This window comes from Cellvibrio sp. GW822-FHT04B05, assembly GCF_058800985.1.
Genome location: NZ_JBXAMU010000001.1, coordinates 52,416 through 72,315, shown reverse-complemented (window position 1 = coordinate 72,315; position 19,900 = coordinate 52,416). Strand labels below are relative to the sequence as shown.

The window sequence follows — 19,900 nt, the reverse complement described above, 5'->3', positions numbered from 1 at the left end:
ATACATAAAAAAACCGCGCACGTTCATGCACGGTTTTTTTATGCAACGTTCAGCACTGCATTCAGAGTCACATTTTAGAAAGTGTAATTGGCCCCCATATAGAACGTGCGACCAAACCATTGCAAAGTACGAGTCAATTCTTCATCGAACATGTAGCTTCTGTTAGGTTCATTGGTCAAGTTGCTGACTGAAAACACCAGATCCAAACCATTATCAAACTTATACGCAGCCTGATAATCCAATAAAGTCTCAGGTGCATATACGATCGGCTGCAAATTAACATTGCGCGTTTCGCCTACGAATGAATCCTGGAAGGTGGTTGATAACCGCGTTTCAAAACCACCGTAGCTGTAGAAAATGGTGAAGTTCGCCGATTTTTCTACCAAACCAGGGAATGGCAAAGTATTACCGCCCCGCACACTTTCTACCGGGTTTGCTACGCTGATTTCGCTGTCCGTCAGCGAGTAACTGGTGCTTACGCCCAAGCCTGACCAAAATTCCGGCAAGAAATTAAACGTTTGGATGTACGACAATTCCAGGCCGCGAATAAACCCGCCTTCCATATTGTTAATAACCGTTTTGTAATCGCCATTGAGTACTTCTGTTTCGACAATGATGCCACCGTCAGTGATATCCCAGGTGTCGGGCATATCAAAACCATTCGCGCGGAAATCATAATTCTCGTAGGTAATATCCTGAATAAACGATTTAATTTCGCGATGATATCCGGCAATTACAAATGAGCCGTTGGTTTCCGGCATGTAGTGTTCGTAAGAAATATCAATTTGATCTGCAATAAATGGCGTCAGGAATGGTGATGTCGCCGTGTCGCCACCGTAATTAAAATAAGCTTCGTTACCTACGACAGAAACAGAACCTTCAGAGTCGCTTGCAGCAAGACGATTAATCGGTGGACGCGACAGCACGCGCGCTAATGCTAAACGCAATTGATCATTTTCCGCGAGGCTGTAGTTCAGGTTTAGCGATGGCAAATTGTGATCGTATTTCGCGCCCAAATCCTGGTAGGAAAAGTCCGCCCTGCACTGCCCCACTTCATCGCAAATCTCTTGCGCACCTTTTTCCGGATTGCCGTTGACATTAAGCAATGCCGTACTTGTTTGCTCACTGCGAACATAACGCACACCAACATTACCGACCAAATCACGATCAAATAACGTGGTGGCGATATTCGCTTGCAAATAAAGGGCTGTTACATTTTCATCGATATTGGAACGCTGCTTCATCGACCAATCGCGACCTTCGCTCCAACGCGCAGCAGGTGCAATTGAGCGCGGTGATGCAGTCGGATTTAAATTGTCGGCAGTTACCGGTGGCACCGGCCCTAACACCAAACCATCGGTATAGGCTTGTTTGATAATGGCGTCGCCATCAATTGCAAGGAACGATGGGAAGTGGGAAAACTCACCTTTCCAATTCACTACATCTGAATTTTCAGTCGTAACCGGTAGCGACCAGTCGGTAGTAATCGTACCGTTCGCGCCATCGCCATAGACAAATACCTGACGACGATCTTTATGGTTACGTTCGGAGTAACGTGCACCGGCCTCTACCGACCTGATAAGCGGTAATTCCAATTCGTATTTCACATCCAAACGTGCCGCGCTAATAACATCGTCGTTGATACGCGGATAACGTTCGTAGTTGGTCATACGCACATTGCTGACGCCACTGGAATCATATTGGGTGTAATCGCGGCTCAAACTGATGCTGGGCACATTGATGCCGTCCAGCAAATATGTCATCGATTGATCGGGATCGCGCTCGAACGGATCTGTGCCGGGAATCAGTGCACTTTTGGGTCGATACAAATGCGCACGTACAACACCGTCCGCTTGTTCGCCGGATGCATCCGAGTGGGAGAGATCGAGCGCAACGGTCAGCGCATCTTCTTTCCATTCCAGATTCAAACCACCGGATAACAATTCGTTGGTTTGCGTAACGTCGTTACTGTTGATTTGTAAATTGAAGGCGGTAGGGCTGGTATCACTCGTCAGGAATTCACCCCCAACTACCGCATTGTTTTCCCACAGCACCACACTGGTAACCTGGGCATTTTTTAGTGGCTGGATGCGGAAGCCGCGCGAGTAACTGTCCGATTCAAATTTCGAATAAAACAGATCGGATTGAATCGACAGGTTTTCATTCGGTTCAAATTGAATCGCCGCAACATAACCATCGCGAGTTTCTTCACCGCCGGTCTGGAATACTTCAAAACCTTCCGCCATAAAAACAGAATTGGGACGGTTAGTGGTCGGCAATTCGTTAAAGTTTTCATCCACGACGTGAGTGTTGAGGCCTTTGCCACTGATCAAAATATAGGGATCGGTTTCGTAATTATATTGCTCAAAACGCGAGGCAGAACGCGGCTGCACCAGATGCGCATAACCAAGTGCAATACCGAGAGTGTCATCGAATAATTTTTTCTGGAATGATAGCGACAAGCGCTGACCAAACTCTTCCGCACCGTAAATATCACCGGCCTGGTCGTTGTAACTGCCACGCACACCGATAACAATTTTTTGCTCATCTTCCATCGCCAATGGATTAGCGGTTTTCATTTCGACGGTACCGGCCACCCCACCTTCAATCAGCGATGCTTTGGGAGACATATAGACTTCAACTGACTGGATCAATTCGGACGGAAATTGGCTGAACTCCATGGCGCGGGTACCGTTGGGTGATACCTGCTCGCGACCGTTAAGGGTGGAGAATACGAATCCTTCACCCATACCGCGCACCTGGATAGTACCGGCCTGCCCGCCCGAGCGGGTCACGGTAATGCCCGGAACGCGCCCGAGTGCGTCGGCAATGGATACGTCCGGCAGACCGCCCAGATCAGCGGCAGAGATCGCCTGTACCACGGTATCAGCGTTACGTTTGATATCAATACTGTCCTGGATGGACTTGGCAAACCCGATCACCGTGACTTCTTCTACGATCGTGCCAGAGGATTCCTGTGCGTGCAGGTAACCGGGGAGGGAAGCCATTGCCAATGCAGAAACAACAGCAGCCAGCGGCTTAACGTTAAATGTTTTCATGTGCTTTATCTCAGCTCGTTATCTGTTTTGCTAGCGCATAAGCTCCCCACCACCGGGCGGGGAGCAGCCCGGTTAATTCACGGCATCTACCGTGATAGTGATGGCATTCTGGCTCGTGGTATCGAGTGTGAAGCGGTAGTTACCGGCCGTTGGAATATTGATACCAATATTGTCATTGGAGCCTTGAATCACTTCAGTCGGCTCACCCAATATCACAGCGGAGCCACCAAGGTTCGGGTTGGTCCAGTTAGCTTCGGCTACTTTAAACACATAATCACCCGCCGCTATGGCTACGGTTTGGGTATAGAGCCCACGTCCGGTATAGGTAAGGCGGTTAACTGCATTGGTATCACCCCAGCCCGCAGATGTCACAGTGCCGCGCAGATAAATCGGCGTCGTACTGAACAAGTCATCGATATACACCTTGAGCACCGGCGCCGCAGGATTGCGCGCATCCACTGCAAAACGGTAATTCGCCGCCATAGTGATGGTGATATTGATGTTGTCATTGCTGCCCGGAGTGAGGATCACACTATCGCCCAGGGTCACAGCAGTTGCCGAGCCAAGGTTGACCGTACTCCAGTCGCTGGAAGCCAGCTTGAACATGTAATCGCCCGGCGTCATGGCAACGCTGATGCCGTACACACTGTTACCTTCGTAGGCCAATTGGTTGCCCGCATCGGCATCCCAACCTGACGCCGTCACAGTGCCGCGCAGATGTACACCCGTGCCTTTGTAGGTATCCGGATCGGTAACCGTCAGGGTCGGTGCAGTGGTGCTTGTTGATGCATCCAGTTCGAAGCGATAGATACCGGCAGTGGCGACGGTGATACTGATATTGTCGTTACTGCCTTGCGCCAGAGTGATTGATCCCCCCGGGGTAACAGGTTGATTGGAACCGAGGTTTGGACTGCTCCAGTTGGCTTCGGCCACTTTGAAGTTATGGGTACCGGCAGGAACATTCAGCAGAACCGAATAGATGCCATCGCCGTCATATCTCATTTGGTTAGCTGCAGTCGCGTCCCAACCAGCGGCTGACACATCGCCACGCACATAGATTGCAGTATCACCGTAAGGCACTGGAGCGCTGGTTCCCAAGCTCACAGTGGCAGACAAGCCCTGCCCTTGCACGCCGGCTTGTGGCTTCACAAAAACCGCCGTGGTGTAAGCAGGCACGGTAAACACACCGACATCGCCATCTACTGCAAAGCTCGCCGTTCTTACCACGCTATCAGCCGAATTTTTGAGCGTCTGGTGCAACGTGAAACCGGTCGCGGTGTTGATCTTCGCCGACGTGGCAGCGTTAGTGCCATTGACCACCACCACCACAGCATCCACATTTGCATCCAGATCAGCGCGCGCGGTTGCATCAGTACCTGCAACAGTGCCGACACCGTCATCGATACTCATCACAATTAAACCAGCCACCTGGGTTTTGCCGCCGTCATGGAAACCAACACGATCGATAACCTCTTGCGCCGTCCTCAAGCTGAACAGAGGACTGCCGGAAGCGATACCCAGGAATTCATCAAATACTGCAGATGCTTTTGCGATATCCGTGGCTTCCGGTTTGGTTTGCGGATTGGCGAACAGGGTTTTGACATAGTCGTCGGTCACACCGTCGCGCAACTCAGGCGGCAGCCCCACTGCCCAGTTATTGCTTTGCTTGGTGAAGTCGATATTGTTGAACCAATCGCCCGCGTTATAGCTGTTGGGCGACATGGATTTGGAGCGCAGCAGATCACTACCCATTTGAATAAAGGGTACGCCCTGGCTCAGCAGCGGCAGCGACAACGTCAGGCTGTGGACACGCACACGGTTCTCGCGCGTCATGTCAGCGGGCAGCGCATTGGGGCGATGCATCCAATCCCACAGGGTTTCGTTATCGTGCTTCTCGACGTAGTTAATTGCCTCTTGGGGATCGAGGTTGTAAGCACCTACGGTCGAGGCTTTAATGATCGCGCCCGATTTGGTTTTTAACTGGAAGTCGCGCAGATTGCCGGCAAGGCCCGCACGAATTGCATCAACGTTATCGCCTTTGATCAGCGAAATTTGTTGCAGCGGATTGCGCATACGATCGTTGAAGGTACCGATTCCGGTTCCGGCTAACGCCTCCTGAGTTGATCGCACCGCGATGCGATCACCGGAAGTGCCACCTGCAGGAGTCCAAGCTTCCGCATAGAAATAGTTGTCGGGATCAACCGCTTTAACGGCTTCATATGCATCCACCAATACCGACTTCGGCATGTAGCCGGATTGGTCAAAACGGAAACCGTCAACTTTGTACTCTTGCGCCCATTGCACGACTGAATCAGCCACAAACTTGCCCATCATGCGATGTTCAGTTGCAGTATCCGATCCGGCAAACGTGCCATTCTCCGCTTCGCCAGTCGCGGCATTAGTGCGGTAGTAATAACCGGGCACCACTTTATCGAATACCGAATTCGCCGCTTCAATACCGGATGATGTGGTGTGCGGATAAACCACATCCATTACCACGCGCAAACCCAACTGATGCAGCGCCATATTCATCGCACGCATTTCTTTGATACGCAGGAAGCCTTCGGGATTGGTCGCATAGCTGCCTTCCGGTGCATTGAAATGCTGCGGGTCATAGTTCCAGTTAAAACCATCGAGATTCGCAATCACACCGGTTAAGGTACGCGCTTTGTCACTTTGCGGATCATAACTTTCGAGCAAGCTGCGCAAAGTCACGCCATTGCTCACTGAACCATCGCACTCGCGCACCGATTTGGGATCAGTCAAATGCTGGCAAAGTTCAAACACATAACTGTCCAGGTTCACTTGGGCATTTACATTTTCAGCGATGCTGGAACCATCGTTGCCCGGCAGTAAATGAATGTGGGTCAGACCCGCTGCCACCAACGATTGCAAATGCGCAACCGGAACCGTATTGGTTTGCGTAAATGCCATGTACTTACCGCGATAAGCCGCCGGTGTACTTTGGTCATTGATACTGAAGTCGCGGATATGGCCTTCATAAATCGTCATCTCTTCCGGCGCAGCAACTTCAGGAATTGTGTGACTGTCCCAACCAGCCGGTTTTAAATCCGCGTCATTGAAGTTAACAAATTGCGAGTGGCGACCATTGGTAGAAAGTGAAATTGAGTAAGGATCAGTTACTTCCAAACGCTGCACTTTTTTCGCAACAGGATTGTAAGTAGTAACGCGAAAGCGATAGAACTTGCGATCGAGTTCCGCCGCAGTTCCTTTCACACTCCAGATACCGGTATTGCCATCCCACTGCATGGGTTTGGTGTCGGCGACACGTAGCGGTTCGCCGGAATAGATACGCAGCTCAACATTTTGTGCTGTCGGCGCCCACACGGAAACACCTACACCACTATCGTAACTCACACCTAATTTTGCTTCGTCCGCATCGTTAGCACCTGCGGTATAAAGTGCATCGAGCACATGCGCCAATTGGATACGCGTTGCGCGGCCGCGCTCTACCGTCACAGTCGCACCACTGTCATTCTCCTCAATAGAATCGTAACGACCGACAACTAATAATTCATCTTTCAGTGCCGTTTTAATTACATCAATTGATATATTGGACGGCAAGTCGTAGGCGAAATAAGAAGCGAGATGCGGCACTAATGCACGCTCTGCCTCGGTTAAGGGACGTGCTGAACCCAGGGTTGCCAGCAATTTTGCACCAGTCAAACTGCCATCTTCTGCAGCGGCAATTCCACCCGTTGTTGATTGGAATAATTCCACTTTTTTATTCGCAGCAATTTCGCGATTCCACAAAATAGTGTGCGGACTAATCCAGTGAGCTTCCACGTCGGTAATGCTTAACAATGGCCTTTTCAACGTACAAATATCATTGATGCAAATCGGTAAAGTACTGGAGCGACTGTTGCGCATATTGTCAGTGTTAATAATCACCCACATCATGCGGTCGTAATCGCCACCATCACGCTTGATGTTCATTTGCAAATCATTGGTCTGGGAGGCCCCACCAGGTGTTTTGATAATAAAATTTCCGCAGGTACCCACCTCGCTGGTCGGGATTACAAAATACGCACCGTAGTAAGGATCGTGACGTACGCCTATAGCGCCATCATCTTTACTCGCAACACCGGGACCGTTAGGCCAGGTAGTCGGAATGGAATAGGTACTGCCTTTTGCATCAGTGACCGAGGTGCCCCAGCCATTGCCGCAGTCTTGCCACAAGTGCAGGTTGTAACTGGCAAACGCAGCCTGTTTGGTCGACTCGTCAGCATCGAGGTTAACGTAAATCACTACCTCATTCGGACCGGGAATTCTCTCTGGCGGAGGGAAATCAGGCACCACACAAGTGCCGATATCATTACGCACTTGTCCTTCAGGACAGGCGGGCGGCACATAGGGAGGACGCACCTCACCGCAGGTCCCGTTATCCAAAAGCACAAACGGATCGCGACAACTTGGCAGATCAACTTTTTTATTGTCGGTACCGCTGCCACCACCGCAACTGGTCAACACCAGTGCGCCCAACACCAAAGCAGCAAGCCCCAGTGTACTTCGCACAATTTGTCTGCGTGAGTTGAACATTTAACTATCTCCCAATTAATTATTTTTACAATGGAATCAAGAACAAAAACTGACTGGCAACACAAACTGGATGAACGTGAACATGGAGAGGTAATAAAAAACAGAAGAGCGGTTCCATTCAGTCTAGTTTGCATTTTTATAATTGCGCCGCAAAAAACCTGTGAACTGATCAGGCACCAGGATTTTTCTGGATTTACTTTTATCGCTATTAAAAAGAGTGAATTAAGGCGCTTAAGCCCAGTGTAAGATTGGCGTATAAACTACGCAAACTACATACGTATGCAGTAAAACTGGTAAATGAAAATAAAAATTGCATACGTATGCAAAGCAAAAAAAGATGAAGAAAAGTAACACTTTTAAAAGATGGCCAATTAAGAGAGAAACGACCAATGAAGAAGAAATGCGCGCCTAATACAAGAAGCTAATTAAAAAATAGGCACAAAAAAGCGCCGCTATATAGCAGGCGCCTTAATTGAAGAGAGCGGATAAAAACCCCGATAAAATAGATTAAAAAAACCAGATAATCGCAAGATTACTTAGCAGGGCCGAGTGTAAGCACTGCTGATCCTAATGGCGGCAAATTAATATCTACATAACCGACGCCATTTACTACATGAAAATCGTCTTTTACATCCATGCCCGTAAGAATTTCCTGCAAGTGATATAGCGATGAGGATAACTGCCACTCACTGATAACAGCCTGCGGAATTTTGAGCGTAATTTGATAGGCGTTATTAGAATTAAAATTTGTTACCACAATAATCTTTTCATCTTTACTCCAGCGTACAAATGAAAACAATTGCCTATTGTAACCCTGCGTATGTGCGCTGTTATAGGAATGGATTTCGGCATATTGGCCATTCATTGCCGAGTGGTTAATAGATATTTGTAGCAATTGACGATAAAAATCCCGCAATGCTCTTTCACCTGCGGATGACTGCCCGCCATCAAATTTACCTGCATTCATAAAACGCTGATGCGCGGGTACACCGGCATAATCAAAAATAGTCGTCCGGGTAGGATCGCCAAAGCCCGAGTCCAATGCAGCACTCTCTCCTACCTCCTGGCCAAAATAAACCATCGTAGGCGAACGACTGATTAATGTAGACACCACCATCGCAGGCTTGGCTTTTTCCGCACTACCCGCAAATGCAGGGCTAGCGATGCGCTGCTCATCATGGTTTTCCAAAAAGTGCAGCATATGTTCTTCAATATCACTCATACCGGCCTGAACTGACGCAATAACATCCGTGCTGGCATTGCCTTGAATAATTGCTTTTAAACTATCGTACATTTCTACTTTGTCGTAGAGGTAATCCATTTTCCCCAAGCGAATGTAATTGCGATACTCGTGTGGGTTGTAAACTTCCGCCAATAAAAATGCATCCGGATTTTTTTGTTTGATCGAAGAATTTAAATAACTCCAGAATTCGACCGGCACCATTTCTGCCATATCAAAACGAAATCCATCTACTCCTTTCGCCAACCAATATTCGACAATGTGGCGAAACTTGACCCAGGAATCAGGAACGTTTTTACCTTGCCAAAACTGAGCATGCTCATGTACATTTTTGTGTGCATAGTCAGCGGGCAATCCGGGGAAATCTTTGCTGCCATCAGGGCGCACACCGTAATTAATTTTTACAGTTTCATACCAGTCATCAAAGCGAGGTTGCGCGAGACGCGAACCGTTGCCAGTCCACTTCGCCGGTTTTTCATCGAAGTGCCCATCACTCAGGGGATGCGCTGCACCACCCAGCGGACGATAATTGCCTTGTGCCCCAGCTATTTTAAAATCGGGCACTTTAAAATCCTGTCCAACCACGTAATAAAAATTATTGTCACGCGCGTACTCAACATTTTTATTATCGCGCAGACCAAAATCTTCTACGCCGTCTGGCTTGCTGAGGGATTGATAACTGCGCGCAACATGGTTGGGCACTATATCGATAATCACTTTCATACCTTGTGCATGGGTGCGGGCAATGAGCGCTTCAAATTCTTGCAGACGATTAGCCGGATCTACTGCAAGATCCGGATTTACGTTGTAATAATCTTTTACCGCATAGGGAGAACCTGCACGGCCTTTCACTACATCAGGATCGTCATTGCTAATACCATAGGCAGTGTAATCGCGAATAACGGCATGATGTGGCACACCGGTGTACCACACATGGGTCACACCCAATTCCTTAATCGATTTGAGTGCAGTCTCAGTAATATCGTTAAATTTACCTACACCGTTTTCTTCAATAGTGCCCCAAGGTTTATTGGTGTTATTGGTATTGCCGTACAGGCGGGTAAATATTTGGTAGACCAGCGGCTTACCTTGTATCGTTTTCGGATTCGCTGGCTCCGCCGATTTTTTAATAAGTGGGCTGCAGGCTGCTAATGCCAGCACTACACCACTGAAGACCCAGATTTTTTTTATCATAAAACCATCCGCTTAACACCTTAAAAAATAGCCATGGCATTCGCCATGGCTATTTAACATGACCATGCAATACAACTGTTTTAACGTAGATTTTTAACATAACCGGTTGTTTATGCCACTATTGCAAATCGATAATCAATGCCGACTTCGCCGGCAAGGAAAGTGATTTGGTAATATCCAGTTTACGCGCCGTAAGCGCATCCACTGCGCTACCCTTTCCTGACAGCAATTCATTAAATCGCTGCAAATCCAGATTTTTTCCTTCCTGATTTTTGTTTAACACGACCATTACTGCCTGATCATCCAAATAGCGGAAATAAACATAAATTCCATCTACCGGCGCAAAATGCAGTAGCTTCCCACGATGGATCACCTCAGCATTTTTTCTCCAGTTGAGCAAGGTTTTAATATAAGCCTGCGCATCCTTCTCTCTTGCACTGAGGCCTTTGCCAGTAAACGCATTTTTGCTATCACCTTTCCAGCCGCCAGGCATATCGGCGCGCACCGCACCATCATCACGCTCGCGCGGGCTAGTCATCAACACCTCAGAGCCATAATAAAACTGCGGGATACCGCGCATGGTCGCCATATACGCCATGGCCATTTTGAACAGATCAACATCTTCATTGAGATAGGAATAAATGCGTGAGGTATCGTGGTTTTCCGGGAAGATAACCAAATTAAATGGATCGGGATAAATAAAATCATCTGCCAGAGTTTCGTATAAACGAATGATACCAGTATCCCAGCCTTCTTTCTCATACAAGGCAAGACGCAGTGCATCGTAAATAGGAAAGTCCATCATGCTGGGAATATGAGGAACATGACCGCTGCTGTTTTGTTTACCTTTTTGCCAATGCGCAACAACGGCGGGATTACCGCTCCATTCTTCTCCAACCATATTAAAATTCGGATATTCTTCCATGACTATTTGCGCCCATTGCGACAAAAATTTTTCATCAGCGTAACCATAAGTATCTTCACGCACGCCGCTCAGGCCAGCAAATTCAATCCACCAAATTGTATTCTGGATAAGGTAACGCGCTAACAGCGGATTGCGCTGGTTTAAATCCGGCATGCCGGTGGTGAACCAGCCGCTGACAAATAATTCTTTATCCGCTGGTGCAGCGTATGGATCTTGTATTGTTGTACGACGATGGGTGGTTTCTGTATATTTGTCGGGAAAATTTAACCAATCGCGGGCGGGCATATCTCCCATCCACCAGTGTTTTGAACCTATATGGTTGAGGATAATATCCTGGATCACTCCGATATTTTTTTGCTTTGCTTTAGTAACAAAGTGTTTAAAATCTTCATTGCTACCATAGCGTGCATCCACCAAATATAAATCGGTAGCGGCATAACCGTGGTAAGAATAGTCAGGCTGATTATTTTCCGTCAGTGGATTAGGCCAAATTTGGGTGAAACCCATTTTGGCAATATAATCGAGATGCTGCGTCATACCCGCAATATCACCGCCATGGCGGCCGCCTTTATTATTACGGTCAGGTTTCTCGGTCAACCCGGGAACAGAATCATTTTTAGGATTTCCGTTGGCAAAGCGATCAGGTGTAATTAAATAAATACTATCTTTTGCAGAAAAACCTATGCGATTCGCTGAATTTTTTTCGCGCACCAGCAAAGTGTAGGTAAAGCTGCTTTTCTTGACACCATCAAGCGCGAAATCAATTGCAAATTTCCCCGGCTTGGCTGAAGCAGCAATATCAATTGTCACAAATAGATAATTAGGATTGTCAGTTTTTTTGGTATCGACAATCGTAACGCCGGGATAAGCAATAGCAGGTGTTGTAGTACTGATGTTTTCACCGTGCACTAATAATTCAACCTGGTGGTATTTCATCCCTATCCACCAGTTCGCTGGCTCCAGGTGTTTTATTTCGTATGGAGCGGCTGACGCGCCGGATACAACCCAACATACACTGATAAATAGAATTATTTTTTTCATATAAATCCTGCTGTTATCAAATCATTACTAAATGGTGATCAATGTGGCATTCGGGATTTCATCTAACGGATCATTCAAGTTTTACACTGCTTATGTAAGTCATTTTTTATAAATTTGAAAAAAAAACCCTGCCGGCAACAACAGGCAGGGTTTTTAACAATCAGACGACTAACAACATGATTAGAACTTGTAGCTGGCACCTAACAGATAGTTAGCGCCGAAGTTTTGATAACGGTTAACCTGACGTGAATCGGTTTCCTGAGTAGTAACGGTTTTTTCGTTGGTAAAGTTTTGCGCTTGTAGTGTCAGCGTCAAACCATTCAATGCATCAATGCCGGACGAACTGAAGTTGTAACCGATTTGTGCATCCCACAATTCAGAGCCCTGGTCAACTGCCGGAGTCAGCGCAAGACTCACACCGCGCTCTTCAGTCAGGTAAGAATCGCGCTTACGCCCGCTAACACGGAACTCGAATCCATTTTTCTCAAAGTAAGCAGTTAATTGATATGACTCTTTTGAGAGGCCAGGAATACGCTGTTTCTCACCGTCGTAATCAATTTCACCATTCAGGAATGTGCCACTAATCAGAATACCAAAGCCGTCAAGGCTATCGCTTAGCACATGGAATGGGAAACTGACCTGCAACTCGTTACCAGCAACGTAACCACCGCCTGCTTCAAATGTGCGGGTCGTCAAGCCAGTGGTTGAAACCAGTTCAGGAATACCTGCATCGTGATAACCGGGAATAATCCATGATGTAAAATCAGTCACTACACTTTCTGATACATGCCAGTTTTGCAGATCTTTATAGAAATAGGTTAAAGATACAAAACCATCATCGGCAAAATAATACTCATACGAGAGATCAGACTGAATCGCTTCAATCGGCTTCAAGTGTGTATTACCTTCTGATGAATCCCACGCACTGAACTCAGGATCAGAACTGCTGCGACGAGCAGTATCGAAACTAAAACCAATTACACTATTAGGACGCATTGCATCCATACGTGCGCGCGATGCCGTTTTCGATGCAGCAAAGCGAATAATTTGATCATCGGTAATTTGGAAGTTCATGTTCAAGCTGGGTAACAATTTGGTGTACTTGTCGCTCTCTGATACAGGTATTGCCGTTACCAGAGTATTAGCGCCGGTGTAGGCATCAAAGCCGGTACCCGATTGATCTGATGACACAACTTGCAAACCAACATTACCAGTCAAGATTCCAGTTTCAAATTTTGCCAGGCCGTATGCAGTGGTTACCTTTTCTGTTACTTCATAGGTGTCGCCCTTACGGCCAGGTTCAGTGGTCGTTGCATCGATGGAGCGATAGAGCCCATCTTTGTAAATACCAATACCGTCATACGCGAGAATGCTACCCAAACCGAGGAAGCTTAAATCGGCGCTACCGACAATATATTCTTCCGGTACTGCGATATCGCCGTTAGCAATAGTTACACCGTCTGCCGCATAAAATCCGGGAGCAATCAGGAATGCACCGTAGTTAACTTTGGATTTGGTACGATCAGAATAATTGATTCCGAATTCAACACCTTTAACGATAGAAAATTCAATTTCACCTGCTGCTTGCAAACGGACAGCATTCAACTCTTCTTCAAAATACGGATTGTTTACAAAACCGTCTTGCGCGTTATTTTGTCCACCAACCAATGGCGCAATTGCACCACCCCATGCTTGCGGACCAGCAAGACGAATATTCGCAGGATTGGAATAGTCCGGTGTAGTCAAGGTTGAGTGCGGGCCGAAGCGAGCGCCGTCAGCAGTCAATACGTAAGAACGTGCAGCCGGTGCGCCTTGTGTTGCAGTGCCGGCACGGCCAACACCGGAATAACTTTCAATGTTGAGTAAATCTTTGGATGACTCACCGCTGGATACATCAAGCGTTAATGCCCAATTATCGTTAATCAAATATTCTGCATTGAAACCGAATGTAGTCAGCTCACCATCTTTCACTTCAGCATCGTTACGGATAACGCTGTGGAAACCGCTCCATTCACCAGAGGTCACCAAATTATCGTCAATCGTCGAATGAACGTTGGTTACACCACCACCCCACACAGTACCCTCTTCCACACCGCGAAATACTTTGGAATCGGTGAAGTCGATATAGAGTGCATCAAGGGTAAACGTCCACTGGTCGTTAGGCGCGAATTGCAATACGCCCGAGAAGGTATCGCGATCCATTAACGCTGAGCGCACGAATGAGTCGTGACCGCCCAAGGCAAGGGTTTGGCCTGGACCTTCGTTATCAAGGTCGGCATAACCCCAGCCACGGAATTGTTGCTCCTGACTTGGTGATTCCATAGTGGCAACAGAAATTGCAACGCCGAGCGTGTCGTCCAAAAATTTATCGGAATAAATAAATGCAGCGCGATGGCCGGTATCATCAAAATCCGGGTTCGCTGATTTCAGGTCGTTTAATTCGTAGTTGGCGTTGATTGTCAGAGTACGGTCGCGCTCAAGCGGGCGAATAGTTTTCAGATCAACAATACCACCAAGGCCTTGATGCACTTTGCTGGCGTCCGGTGTTTTATAAACAACCGCACCGGATAAAATTTCTGACGGATACAAATCGTATTCAACGCCACGGTTATCACCGATACCTAAAATTTCGCGACCATTCATGGTAGTCGCTACGTAGTTTTCGTTGAAGCCACGCACAGAAATACCGCTGGTGCGGCCATCGCGGCGCTCACCGGCCAAACCGGGCAAGCGTGCAAGGGACTCGGCGATACTGGTGTCTGGAAGTTTACCGATATCCTCAGCAGTCAGCGCTTCAATAACCGATGAGGATTCTTGTTTGGTTGCGATAGAATTTTGCAAGCTGGCGCGAAAACCGGTCACAGTGACTTCTTCAACAGAGTCATCACTACCTTGTGCATAAACAGTTTGTGAACCCGATACCAATGCCATAGTGGCAGCCAATGCGAACATATGGTTGAACGTGTGCTTTCTCATAATTATTGCTCTCCGTGGAGGTGTAGCTTTTATTTTTAACATATGCGTATACGACAAAATCCCACGCATATGCGCAAAAACAGAGTGGTACTGTCGTTGAAATGATAGTAGGCCTTATGCTATTGCCCTCACAATAGAATGCATACGTATTCAACGGTTCGCATACGTATGCAACGATACGAATAGCGGAACCAATACCACGACTTCCTTTACAGGCTTAAGCCTAGTTGATTAATGTTTTCAATCCAGCGCTTTAAAAATAAAAATCAAATAAACAGTTTTATTTAAAGCACCTACAGAAATAAATAGGATGCGAAGATTAGTTAATGGGATAGAAAAGAACAGAAAATGGCAGGAAAAAAAGAGGGCCCAAAGGCCCTCATCAAACAAGACAACAAAGGATAACAAAAATTTAAAACCTTAACGCAAACGTGAGATAGATGCCGAATATGCAGGAATTGATACGCCATTTCCATTCGCACTCACCGAATGACAGCCATGTCCGTCAATTGATTCAAGCGCATAATCAGCACCGAGAGAAATAACTTGCTCACTTGCGGAAAAATTAAATGCGCACAACAATGCCTCATTACCGTAGCGGCGAATAAACGCAATGTAATTTTCAGCATCGGCGACAAACTCAATATCACCCAGGCGCAATGCAGGTTGTTGTTTGCGCCACTGCATAAATTGGCGATACGCATTGAGGATCGATGTCTCATCCGCATCTTGCAGATTCACCGCTTGCTCTTTGTGAGCAGCAGGAATAGGTAACCAGGTCTTTGCTTGCGAAAATCCGGCGTGTGCGTCGCTGTGATTCCACGGCATCGGTGTACGGCAGCCATCGCGTCCTTTAAAACGTGGCCAGAATGTAATGCCATAGGGATCTTGCAATTCGTGCTGCCGGATTTCTGCCTCGGTCAAACCCAATTCTTCACCTTGATAACTGCACACGCTGCCGCGCAGCGATAACAACATGGCATTGAGTGTTTTAGCCAATTGAGGCGATTGGTGTTTACCGCCCCAGCGCGACATAAACCGGCGCACATCGTGATTGCCTATCGCCCAGCAAGGCCAACCTTCCGACAGATTTTTCTCCAGTGTTTCTACCGTATCGCGAATATAAGTTCCGGATAATTTTTCTACCAATAATTCAAAACTGTAAGCCATGTGCAAACGCGAATTACCAGTGGTATATTCCGCCATGGTTTTGAGCGAATCATCAGCAGAAATTTCCCCGAGCGTGACAGTGCCGGGATAGCGATCCATCAATGCGCGCAAGCTCTCAAGAAATACAAGATTTTCAGGACGTGTATTGTCGTAAATATGCTTCTGGAATGCGTAGGGATTATCCAAAGAGAAGCCGCGGCCTTTGCGCTCCTCTTCCGGCTTAACCGGATTGGAGCGCAATTCTTTATCGTGAAAGCAAAAATTAATCGCATCCAAACGCAGACCATCAACACCGCGCTTCAACCAAAATTCCACTTCTTGCAAAATTTGTTCACGTACTTGGGGGCAGTGATAATTTAAATCCGGTTGGGATTTTAGAAAGTTGTGTAAATAATATTGGCAGCGACGCGGTTCCCACTCCCAGGCCGATCCACCAAATATCGCCAGCCAGTTGTTGGGTGGATTGCCATCAGGCAAAGGATCAGCCCATACATACCAATCGGCATACGGGTTATCGCGCGATTCACGGCTGGCAGTGAACCATGCGTGCTGATCTGATGTATGGCTCAGTACTTGGTCAATAATAATGTTGATACCGCGCCCATGTGCCCTGGCAATCAATTCATCGAAATCGGCAAGCGTGCCAAAAATCGGATCAATATCGCGATAATCGCTAATATCGTAACCAAAATCTTTCATCGGCGATTTAAAAAACGGCGAGACCCAAATTGCATCTACTCCCAAGCTCGCAATGTAATCAAGTTTACTGATAATACCGGGAATATCGCCTATGCCGTCGTTGTTGGCGTCCATCAAGCTGCGTGGATATACCTGATATATCACCGCGCCGCGCCACCAGGGAGTTGTTGTCATTTTACAGGAATCTCTTGTTATTGATCTCACGAACACTTGTTTGAGCCAGTGTTCAGACTACGTAATACCAACATACGCGAGCAATATTTTTTCGCCAAGTGACTACATACGTATGCAAGTCGCCAAGCTGGGTTTTAGCACTGGGAAAACCGTAGAATACGTATTCATAAGCGCCAGATTTTTACCACGACGCAAAAATATATGGGCTAATCTTTGTTGCATACGTATGCAACCTGAATACGTATGCAGTGTCTTGTGATCAGTTTAGCCAAGCCCTAAGGTATCGAAATAGTCATTTCTGCTATGACGGGTAGAGCTTATAGCGAAGTGCACCATGCCGCTTAAAAGCACAACCAATAGAAGAATATAAATAAAATTTCTTTACACATGATTTCTTTACTACACGAGATTCCTGCCATGAAAAAAAATATTTTAACCCTGGTGATCAGCAGCAGCTTATTGCTTGCCGCCTGTTCTGATAATTCGCCTACTAATAATTCGCAAACCGATACCGTTGCACCGGGGGCGCCAGGTAATTCTTCTGTGTGGGCATACTCAGGAAAAACTGGCATAGGCACGTCCTTCGAACAGTATACCAATGGTACTTACAGTGATTCAGGTGCAACGGGCACTATTTCCAAAGTCTGGTTTTCCATCGCCCAAGGCATTCTCACCGAAACCATGTACGGCTTGATTCACGAAGCGCAACTACAAGAGCTGCAATTTTTTATCAAAGGTAGCGACTTTCTTGATGAAGAAAAGAAAGACACCATTTCCACTATCGAATATTTAAAAACCGATGCGCAAGGACGTCCGCAATCACTCGCCTATAAAATAGTGAATAAAGATAAAGAGGGAAAATATGAAATTGAAAAACATATTTTTACCGATCCGGATTCACAAACATTAATGATGCGCGTGCAATTTCGCGCATTGGCTGACGGCGTGATTGCTTACGCTTACATCAATCCGGCCATTGCCAATACCGGCAGTAATGACAGCGCCAGTTTCGCCAACGGCAACTGGACGACAACGGATGGCAACACCAGCATGACCTTAAAAACCACTGCAAAAGTGGCGCAAAGTGTTGTCGGCTTTGAAGGTATTTCTGATGGCATCACCGAACTAAAGAACTCCGGAAAAATCACCAAAACTTATTCCACTACCGGCACCAGCAAAGGTAATGTTGCCTTTACCTTGCAAATGCCCGAAGTAAAAAATGGCGAAAGCGCACAATGGGATATAGTGCTTGGCTTCGGCAAAAATGAATCCGAAAGTACCGCCGCTGCAGAACAAACACTGGCAAAAGGTTACGACAAAGTGCTCGCTCACTATAACGGTGACGGCGATGTCATTGGCTGGCAGGATTTTTTACAATCATTACCCACACTGGAAAAATTATCGGCAACCGCAACGGATAATGGCAAATTGCTCTACACCAGCGCGATGGTACTAAAAGCGCAGGAAGACAAAACTCACGCCGGTGCGTTTATCGCATCACTTTCCAATCCATGGGGTGATCACAAGTCGGCAGAACAATCAGCGACCGGTTACAAAGCTGTATGGCCACGCGATTTTTATCAGGTTGCTATGGCGATGCTGGCATTGGGTGATACTGAATCGCCGCGCGTTGCCTTTGAATATCTGGAAAAAATTCAAGCCAGCGAAAAAATTAACGGTTACACCGGCGTGCCTGGATGGTTCTTGCAAAAAACCCATGTTGATGGCGAACCCGAGTGGGTTGGTGTGCAACTTGACCAAACCGGTATGCCCATTATGCTCGGCTGGCGCTTGTGGAAAGAAGGCGTGCTGGGCGATGCCGATATTACTCGCTGGTACAACAAAATGCTCAAACCTGCCGCCAACTTTTTGGTGGATGGCGGTGCAGTAAAAATTTTGTGGAACGACACCACGATCAAACCACCCTTCACGCAACAAGAGCGCTGGGAAGAACAGCAAGGCTATTCTCCATCGACCACGGCAGCAGTGATTGCGGGCCTGGTTTCTGCAGCGGATATCGCCATGCTTGCAGGCGATGCCGATAGTGCAAAACGCTACCTCGCCGCTGCCGATAAATATTCAAATGAACTGGAATCACTCACTTACACCACTAAAGGTTCATTGACCGGCGAGCTGGGTAACGGCAATTATTATTTGCGTATTAATGCCAATGACAATCCAAATGATCATTCACCGCTTGATGTGCGCAACGCGCAAACCATTGGCGATGAATCCCAGGTTATCGACGGTGGCTTTTTGGAATTGGTGCGCTACGGTGTGCGCGCCGCTGACGATAAAAAAATTCTCGAAACATTACCGGAATACGACAACCTGCAATTACCCGATTTGTTGCGCACCAAATATGAATTCACTTTTCCCGGTGTGGAAGGCACCTTCCCTGGCTGGCGTCGCTATGGCATCGACGGCTACGGTGAAGACGTAAGTAACGGCATGGGTTACGTGGAATCCAACAACTCCACCCAGGGCCGTGGACGCGTGTGGCCGTTCTTTACCGGCGAGCGCGGTCATTTTGAATTGCAATTGGCAACAGTGAACAAACAAGTCGATATTGAAAAACTGCGCAACACCTATGTCAAAGGCATGGAGTTATTCGCCAATGCCGGCATGATGCTCCCCGAACAAGTGTGGGATGGCGTAGGCAACAATTCCACCTACAATTATGCATTGGGTGAAGGTACTAACTCAGCGACACCACTGGCCTGGACCCATGCGGAATACATTAAATTATTGCGCAGCTACAGTGATGGCAAAGTGTGGGATAGAAATGCCAGCACCGAAGCGCGTTACGTAAAATAATATTGCCCTTATTTCACTCGCGCCCAATTTTATAACAAAGGCAAC

Annotated in this window: 7 protein-coding genes; 1 reads left to right on the top strand and 6 read right to left on the bottom strand. The window is 47.2% G+C overall.

What is annotated here, in order from left to right:
- Positions 1 to 74: 74 nt before the first annotated feature.
- The 6 genes from AC1RJL_RS00350 to AC1RJL_RS00325 form a co-directional block, all read right to left on the bottom strand.
- Positions 75 to 3,059 (bottom strand): TonB-dependent receptor, encoded by a 2,985-nt coding sequence (locus tag AC1RJL_RS00350; protein WP_492910751.1) that lies wholly within the window; start codon positions 3,057 to 3,059, stop codon positions 75 to 77.
- Positions 3,060 to 3,131: 72 nt separating this feature from the next.
- Positions 3,132 to 7,619, bottom strand: coding sequence for an alpha-1,6-glucosidase domain-containing protein (locus AC1RJL_RS00345; RefSeq protein WP_492910750.1), 4,488 nt, complete (start codon positions 7,617 to 7,619; stop codon positions 3,132 to 3,134).
- A 532-nt stretch (positions 7,620 to 8,151) separates the two neighbouring features.
- Positions 8,152 to 10,053, bottom strand: coding sequence for an alpha-amylase family glycosyl hydrolase (locus tag AC1RJL_RS00340; protein ID WP_492910749.1), 1,902 nt, complete (start codon positions 10,051 to 10,053; stop codon positions 8,152 to 8,154).
- Between the two features lie 118 nt (positions 10,054 to 10,171).
- Positions 10,172 to 12,019, bottom strand: coding sequence for a glycoside hydrolase family 13 protein (locus AC1RJL_RS00335; RefSeq protein WP_492910748.1), 1,848 nt, complete (start codon positions 12,017 to 12,019; stop codon positions 10,172 to 10,174).
- 180 nt (positions 12,020 to 12,199) lie between these two features.
- Positions 12,200 to 14,995, bottom strand: coding sequence for a TonB-dependent receptor (locus tag AC1RJL_RS00330; protein ID WP_492910747.1), 2,796 nt, complete (start codon positions 14,993 to 14,995; stop codon positions 12,200 to 12,202).
- Positions 14,996 to 15,415: 420 nt separating this feature from the next.
- Positions 15,416 to 17,038, bottom strand: coding sequence for an alpha-glucosidase family protein (locus tag AC1RJL_RS00325; RefSeq protein WP_492910746.1), 1,623 nt, complete (start codon positions 17,036 to 17,038; stop codon positions 15,416 to 15,418).
- 417 nt (positions 17,039 to 17,455) lie between these two features.
- Between AC1RJL_RS00325 and AC1RJL_RS00320 the strand changes: the two genes are divergently transcribed.
- Positions 17,456 to 19,855, top strand: coding sequence for a glucan 1,4-alpha-glucosidase (locus tag AC1RJL_RS00320; RefSeq protein ID WP_492910745.1), 2,400 nt, complete (start codon positions 17,456 to 17,458; stop codon positions 19,853 to 19,855).
- Positions 19,856 to 19,900 lie beyond the last annotated feature (45 nt).